The 7,337-nt window shown below is 56.9% G+C and carries 5 protein-coding genes; 2 read left to right on the top strand and 3 right to left on the bottom strand.

Going from position 1 to position 7,337, the window contains the following annotated elements; translation table 11 throughout:
- Nucleotides 1–204: 204 nt before the first annotated feature.
- A complete protein-coding gene (locus tag JM93_RS14075; RefSeq protein WP_145344450.1) occupies nucleotides 205–1,839 on the top strand; it encodes a methyl-accepting chemotaxis protein in 1,635 nt (544 codons plus the stop codon).
- A 275-nt stretch (nucleotides 1,840–2,114) separates the two neighbouring features.
- Nucleotides 2,115–2,420: an ATP-dependent Clp protease adapter ClpS gene (clpS, locus tag JM93_RS14080; RefSeq protein ID WP_145344452.1), complete on the top strand. Its 306-nt coding sequence runs from the start codon at nucleotides 2,115–2,117 to the stop codon at nucleotides 2,418–2,420.
- A gap of 19 nt (nucleotides 2,421–2,439) precedes the next feature.
- On the opposite strand, the gene JM93_RS14085 is transcribed toward clpS, so the two are convergent.
- The 3 genes from JM93_RS14085 to JM93_RS21750 form a co-directional block, all read right to left on the bottom strand.
- Entirely contained in the window at nucleotides 2,440–4,602 is a 2,163-nt protein-coding gene (locus JM93_RS14085; RefSeq protein WP_170230660.1) for a cation:dicarboxylate symporter family transporter, read from the bottom strand.
- 174 nt (nucleotides 4,603–4,776) lie between these two features.
- Nucleotides 4,777–6,246, bottom strand: coding sequence for a coiled-coil domain-containing protein (locus JM93_RS14090; protein ID WP_208995178.1), 1,470 nt, complete (start codon nucleotides 6,244–6,246; stop codon nucleotides 4,777–4,779).
- A 316-nt stretch (nucleotides 6,247–6,562) separates the two neighbouring features.
- Nucleotides 6,563–6,718, bottom strand: coding sequence for a hypothetical protein (locus tag JM93_RS21750; protein WP_155197547.1), 156 nt, complete (start codon nucleotides 6,716–6,718; stop codon nucleotides 6,563–6,565).
- Nucleotides 6,719–7,337 lie beyond the last annotated feature (619 nt).

Below are 7,337 nucleotides of genomic sequence, written 5' to 3' on the forward strand. Positions count from 1 at the left end.
TTTTTGGCCCTTCTGCGATTGGAGTGAATTCGGCACAAAATGCACGAAAAAATCGCAGATCGAATTATCGTTATTAAATAGTTCACGCTGGTAAGGTTTCGTTATTCTTTTGGCATCGATTTTTTTCTTGGGTAGATTTTCGAGGTTAAGAGTTTTTTTGCATGATGAGTATTAAATGCCCTTAGTTACCTTATGGGGGCTTACATGAAATTCTGGCAATCCGTGAAGTTCACGACGACTGTTCCGATTGTTGCCGTTGTGGCGATCGCGTTCGTGGCTTTTTCCTACATTACCTCAACCCAGCGCATTGCAGCGGTTGAGCGCTCTTTTCGCGCCGAAATCAACCTGTCAACAGACCTGACCAATCAGGCGCTTGCAAACGCGATGTGGGACTTCGACCAGGGACTGGCCGGCGCTTTGCTGGCGCCTATGACCGACAATCCCAACTTCTCCTGGGCTGTCGTTCAGGAAACCAACGGATCGGTGTTTTCTTCCCTCAAGAGAGATGAGGAAGCAGCGATCGACGACCTGATCGCACTGGTGCCGGAAGACCAACGGACCCCTGAAGCCTCCGGTGAGACGAAATATGTCGAAGCCGCAAACTTCACAATCGGCATCAAGCCGATTACGCGTGTGGATGGAGACGACGTCAGCGTGCTTGGTTCTGTATACATCGCGCTTGACCGGGCGGCGGTTGACGAGGCGAGAAACGAAGCATGGATGACTGCTTTCGTTATGACCATCCTTGCGATCGGCGTGGTTTCGATTTGCTTGGTGTTCCTTATCCGCCGGATCACCGGACAGATCGGCAACCTGTCCTCGACCATGATGACCCTGTCCGAAGGCACTTATGACATTGACATTCCATATGTAAGCCGGGTCGATGAAATGGGTCAGATGGCCCGAACCGTCGAAGTCTTCCGTGACAACGGTTTGCGCCAGCAGGAACTCGAAGCAGAGCAACAGCAGAACATCGAGCGCGAGCGCCAGCGTCAATCTTCTTTGGACGCTCTTCTGGCCGAGTTCCGGGAAGATTCGCAGCGGCTCCTGCAGCCGGTCGAACAGTCAACCGACAACATGGCCCAAATCTCTGCCGGCTTGACTGAATTGTCGGCTGATGCGACAGAGCGCACGGCTTCCGTTGCGGCTGCCACGGAACAGGCATACGCCAGCGTTCAAACCGTCGCCTCCGCGTCTGAGGAGCTGTCGGCCTCCATTTCGGAGATCTCGCGTCAGATCACGGAAACTTCCGAAGTGGTGTCTTCGGCCAACACCAAGGCAGACTCTGCCAACCGCCAGGTTGCCAGCCTGGCAGCGTCTGCCCAGAAAATCGGCGCGGTTCTGCAGCTTATTCAGGACATTGCAGAGCAGACCAACCTGCTGGCTCTGAACGCGACCATCGAGGCTGCGCGCGCCGGGGAAGCAGGCAAGGGCTTTGCGGTGGTTGCCGCCGAAGTGAAGGAGCTGGCCAACCAGACGTCGAAGGCGACCGAAGAGATTTCGGCTCAGATTAACGCGATCCAGGGTGCATCCTCCGACAGTGTGGAAGCCATCGAAGAAATCGCCGAGATCATGACCCGGGTGAACGAGTTCACGAACTCGATCACAGAGGCGCTTGAGCAGCAGGGCAGTGCGACCGCCGAAATCAGCGGCTCCATTCAGGAGGTTGCGTCCGGGACCCGCGAAATCACCGAGAATATGACCAGCGTGAAAGGGGCGGTCGACGAGACTTCTACGTCTGCCACCGACGTGTCGCGGACCTCGGCGGAGGTTGCTGACAATACCCGCCAGCTGGCCGAGCGCATCGACGGTTTCTTGAAGCGGGTCGCAACGGTTTAACGCGATCGCCAGAACTCAGTTTGAACGCCCGGCTCCATGCCGGGCGTTTTCATTTTCGCGGCCTGATCTGGATTTTTGCCTGCTGCGATGCAATAATAAGTGCAAAGAGACAGGCAGCCGGTCTTTAAGCAAATGGGGAACACTTCCATGTTTCGTCTGGCTGACAATACGAATTTCCCTTAAGGGAGTTCGTCAGAGAAACTTGCAGACACGGCGGTGATGCTTTTCGGTTCGAAAGAACCGTGCGCGCCGGTTTGCGAATGCGGGACGCACAGATGAGCGATTCGGATCTTAAGCCGCGCCTTCAGCCGCGGACCAAAGTCGAAAAACCCAAGCTATACCGGGTGATTTTGTTGAATGACGATTTCACGCCGCGTGAATTCGTCGTGCTGGTGCTGAAAGGTGAGTTCCGGCTGGATGAGGCGAGCGCAGAGAAGGTGATGATGACCGCCCACCAGAAAGGCGCCTGCGTTGTGTCGGTGTATCCAAAGGATGTTGCCGAAACCAAGGCTACGCGGGCGATTGATGCCGCGCAACGGTTGGGTTACCCGCTTCAGTTTACCGTCGAACCGGAAGAATAGAGCATCCGGACACGGACCGTCAGTCTTCCGACCGTCTCCGGATTTCTGCCGGGTCAATCCATCGCCGGGCCATGTCTTGCAACACTCCGTTGTCTTTCGACAGGCTCATCCAGTAGTTCAGATAGGATGCAAGACCGGGTGACGCTGGTGGCATCAGGTAGGCAAACAAAAACCGGCTTGCCGTATCTTCCGGGACCACTGCAGAATAATCCTTAAGCGATATGGCAAGCGCTTTTGCCTGTTCGCGGGTCCAGATCGCGGCTTGCACATTCTCCATGTTGTCCAGGCGGCTATAGTCGTCCACGACCGTGAGCTTTGCAGACGGAAAGTTGCGTTTTGCAAGGGCAATCATGACCGGATCGTCAAACACCGCCAGGGACAGGTTTTTGTTCGCGGCTATCGCAGATCTCGATTTGAACTGGTCAACGGCCTCGCTTTTTACGATCAGCGCCAGCGGGCTTTCGAAATACGGATCGCTGACCGTTAGTCCCGAAAGACGCCCGTCGGTGATGTACAGACCGCCAATGGCAATATCGAAGCGGTGATTTTTCAGGTCTTCGTTAAGGTTTTGCCAAGTGTATGGCACGAAACGCAGATCTACATTCATACTTTGCGCGAAGCGGTACATCAGCTCCACATCATAGCCAACAATCCTGTCCTTGTTATTCTCGTAGGAGAACGGCATCACATTCGGGTTGATGCCAACGCGCAGGATGCCCGTTGTCTCTATTCTGTCGATTGTGTCCAATCCTGCATGCAGATCCGGTTTTGCATCCACACTCTGCGTCGGCTGCGCATCAACCCGATTTGATGCGCGGTTCGCGTCGCTCAGAGCCTGGAGGTAGTCAGGAAGCGAGGCTCCCCGGTAGCTGACCTCTGAATGGAGTGGTGCATGGGTTCCGCCCCAGCGCCCAAGAGCCCAAATACCGGTAAAAGCAACGGCCGTGACGGCAATCGTCAGGACAAGTGCGCGCAGATTAAACCTGACTTTGCCGTAGAACATGAAGGTGATTGCTGTCGTGACAAAGGCAAACGCCGAAACCGAGGCAATCACCTGCGCGTAGCGCGTGATGGCCATGGTTTCCACATAAAGATCGGTTGTTCCGCCGGGAAGGCCGAGCCAGTCCGCCATAAAGGTGACGGCCGCAATCGAGGATGTTGGCGATCCGATGCCAGACAGCAGTGTCACAAAGGGCAGCTCTATCAGCTGCTGCCGTTCGAGCGGCAGGTAGTAGTAAAACGCGGCATGGACCAGGAAAACAAGAATGAAGAAGTTGCCGATCTGCGCAAGCGGGTAGCTGACGGAAAGGGACGTTTCGATGATTTCCCTTTGCTCGTCTGTGGTGTCGCTCGTTTTGACGCGTGCAAGAAAGTCCTGCGCCGCTTGCTGAATAAGAGGCAGAGACGCGACAGAGAGCGAGGTGACTATCGCAACAACAAATGCTTCGCGCAGGCCCGACATGATTTCCCGGTATGTCAGAGGCAGAAAAACCGTCAGAAGCATCGGAAAGACCCAAAGAGCCAAAACCGCGGCACTGAGCAACACGACGGCGACATAGATCGACAGGGCTGCAAAACCGGTCAGGCTCACGGACCCGATTGACTCGGCGAACAGCGCACAGACGCCGAGCGGAGCCATGTAGATGACCCAGCCCCATATCCGGATACAGGCATTTCGAATAATGGTCAGGACATCGAGCAGGCTGGTCGGTTTGACACTGTGCTGGATGGCAATCCCGAAGATGACGCCCATCAGAACAACGGAAGGGATATAGTTCTGGCTGAGCGCCTGAAAGAAATTATCCGGTATCAGCAGGTCAACCAGAGCGGTCGGCGATCCCCGGTCCGTTGGCAGACTATTGGAAAAATCCACCACGGTGGTTTGGCTGACGAGCGGCACCGTGGACGCCGCGATGGCCAGAAACACAAACGTTACGGCCCAGAGCAACAGGTAGACCGGCCAGCTCTTGCGGAACAGTGTCACAGCCGTCGCGGGGGATAAGCGCCCGAGCCCAAGCACCAAAGACGACACCAGATAGGGAAGGACAACCACTTCCATCAGGCGGATGTAGATTTCGCCGAAGGGCTTGAGAACACTGGTCAAACCGGGACTCAGACTGCCGATGACGACGCCGGCAAATCCGCCGATAAGCACCAGAAAGGGCAGGAGCTTGAGTTTCAATGCTAGGGGGTCCTCATGTTTTCGGCGGGTTCGTCTTACCAACGCTGGTCTTGCAAAGTGTGGACCCCGGCAGAGCTGCCTCATGCCGCATGGGGTGCCCGAAAGACAAAAACCGCCCCGCAGCGCAGGCTACGAGGCGGAATGATGCTGTTCCGGACGATCTAGGCGCGGCTTTTAAGAATCGTCGCGCAGCTTGACGATCTTGGTCTTGTCCTGCTCCTCGGGCGTGCTGTCAGCCGTATCGTCCCGCGCAGGGTCGACGGCGCTGTCGTCCTCGGTCAGGCCAGCTTCCTCGGCCGGGTCGTAGTTGCGCGTGATGCCAAGCTCTTCGGCAGGGCCGCGGCCCTCCATCGCCATCTGGTAGTTGGCAATGACGGACTTGAGCTGCGCGATCTGCTCGTTCGCGGTGCCCATCTGGATCTTGTATTTCGAGAGCTTTTTGTTCTCGTCGACCAGCTCTTCCAGCTCTTCAGCGTAGCGCTTGTTCTGATTGCGCTCGTGGTTGAGGTCGGTGAGGGTCGAGTTGTAGCGCAGGTTCACCTCACGCAGCTTTGCGTTGGCTGTAACCAGTTCTTCGCGGTCGCGCTCGTGATTTTTCTGCGCACCGTCAAGCAGGTATTCGATTTCCTGCATGCGCTTGATCAGGTCCCGGTTGCGTTCCTTGAGGTTCGCATTGTCGCGGGTCATTTCCTGCAGCGACTGGGCGCCGATGCGGCGTTGCGACGACAGGTTCTCGATTTCCGCGTTGAGCGTGTAAACCTCGTTGTCGTGCTTGCGCTGCTCTTCTTCCAGGCGGTTCTTGGAATAGGTGAGTTCCTCGTTGGCCACATCGAGTTGGGATTTCAGGTCGATGTTTTCGTTGCGGAACTCGCCAAGCTTGCGCTTGACCGCTTCCAGCTCGCTGGTGGCCGAGTTGTTCTTCTTGATCTCTTCTTCCAAAAGCGCTGCGCTTTCGGACAGGTTCTGCTGCAGCTCTTTTTCGCGTTGCGAGATCTCTTCCAGGTTCGCCTTGACACTGTCTGTGTGTTCTTCCAGCGATTTGTACTTGGCCTTCAGGTCGGCCAGTTCGCCCTTGAGCTCGGCGACCTGCGCGTTGGCCTGAACCAGCTGCCCGCTCTGCTGGCGGTACTCCTCGTTGACCTTCTTGTTGTTGTCCCGGATCGTCACGAGGTCGTTGCGCGCGGTTTCCAAAGCGGTGCGGGTTTCGGTGTGGCGCTTGCGAAGCGAGTGCAGCTCGGCCTGGCTGTCTTCCAGCTGGGTGTTGATCGATTTGAGCTTGTGCTGCGTGTCCAGGAGGTCGGTCGAAAGCTTGGCGTTTTCAGACTTCAGCCGGACTTCCGTTTCCACGAACTGGCGCGAGTTTTCGACAAACTCGTTCAGCATCTGCACACTGTTGCGCGACTCGTAAGCCAGCGCGCTCATCTGCTCGAATGTGCCGCTAAGACCGCCGAGGCGGGACTTCAGCGTGTCGAGCTGATGAATCTTTTCCTGCATTTTCAGCGCAAATGGAGACAGATGCTCAACATTGTTGCTGCCGTCGTCCCCGGCCGAATCGTAGGTTTCAACCTCTGCCGGTTCCGGCGTGATCGCGTTTTGCCCGTCCGCTTCATTTTGCGGACGCGGGGTTTTTGAAAAGATGCCCATCTTTAACTCCTGGGTCGCGCGGGCTTTCTGCCTCACGCGGGACTGCCGCGGTTTGTTAAATGTTTATTAACCTGTTTAAGGCCGCGCTTCAACGACTCAGCGCTTCAGGCAGGACTTTACATTGGGAAAGTTAAGCGCCGAACCACCTGTTTCAGCCGATGCGCCGTTACGGTAAATAGAATATGACTCTGGGGCAGACATTTTTAGCGAACGCATCTTGCCCGGGTGATGTCCGGATTGCCTGCCTGATCCTGCGGCGGTCCGGCAGCAGGCGATTCTTGTGCACCGGATCAGGCCAGTGGATCAGGTTAGCGGATCAGGTCTGCGGGTTTAGGGCGGCGGCAATCCGGTCGTACAGTTCCTTCACGCGGTCCCGGTCGTAACCGGTGAGGGTGCTGCATTCCTCCGAACTGATGGCATGGGCCATGTAGTTCAGCGCGTTTGCCAGAATGATGAAATCGTCCGCTGACAAGGGCGGGGTCGAGGGCTGGTGTGTCCTTCCGTGTTGAAATGCTGCTGTCTGCCGGCAGCTGACCTGCGGCAGACAGGATCAAGGACATTCCGATGTTCCGGGTGTGACCGGTCATGGCCGGTGCGCGGGTGCTGCGCGTGCGTAGGCCGGTCCGGTCGCAGACCGAACTGCCAGCACGAAAAGCGCCGCGAGGGCTTCCTCCGGCGTTTTGTTTGAAAATCCCCTGCAAGATACAGGAGTGGCGGGACGCGTCAGGCCCCTGCCTGCGCATCTTGAGACAAATAGTGTTTCTTCGGCATGGCCTGACGGCCCCGCCCGGGCTGTTTTGTGTGACAGGACAGCCGAACTCCGAACCAGGACAGGATAACCACGACGCCGAATTGACCGGCACCCGAGGCTGCACAGCACACCCGGAATGGATAGACTGCTCAGGTACAGCTGTTTGCCCTGAGGCCTGTCACCGGACCCCGGACGGATTGCGTTACCATCCCCCCGTGAGCCCACGCCCGGCCCGCTCCCCCGTAAAGGACGGTCCCCCACGGAGCCCTTTGAGCAGGCGGGGCAAGTATAGGGGCAGGGCGAAGGGGCGTGGACAAGTTTTCTGTTTGTCAGGAGGGGG

The organism is Roseibium hamelinense, assembly GCF_007830545.1.
Classification (GTDB): Bacteria; Pseudomonadota; Alphaproteobacteria; order Rhizobiales; family Stappiaceae; genus Roseibium; species Roseibium hamelinense.

Coding starts and splice junctions, on each gene's coding strand:
- JM93_RS14075 (WP_145344450.1), top strand. CDS start 205: ATGAAATTCTGGCAATCCGTGAAGTTCACGACGACTGTTCCGATTGTT.
- clpS (WP_145344452.1), top strand. CDS start 2,115: ATGAGCGATTCGGATCTTAAGCCGCGCCTTCAGCCGCGGACCAAAGTC.
- JM93_RS14090 (WP_208995178.1), bottom strand. CDS start 6,246: ATGGGCATCTTTTCAAAAACCCCGCGTCCGCAAAATGAAGCGGACGGG.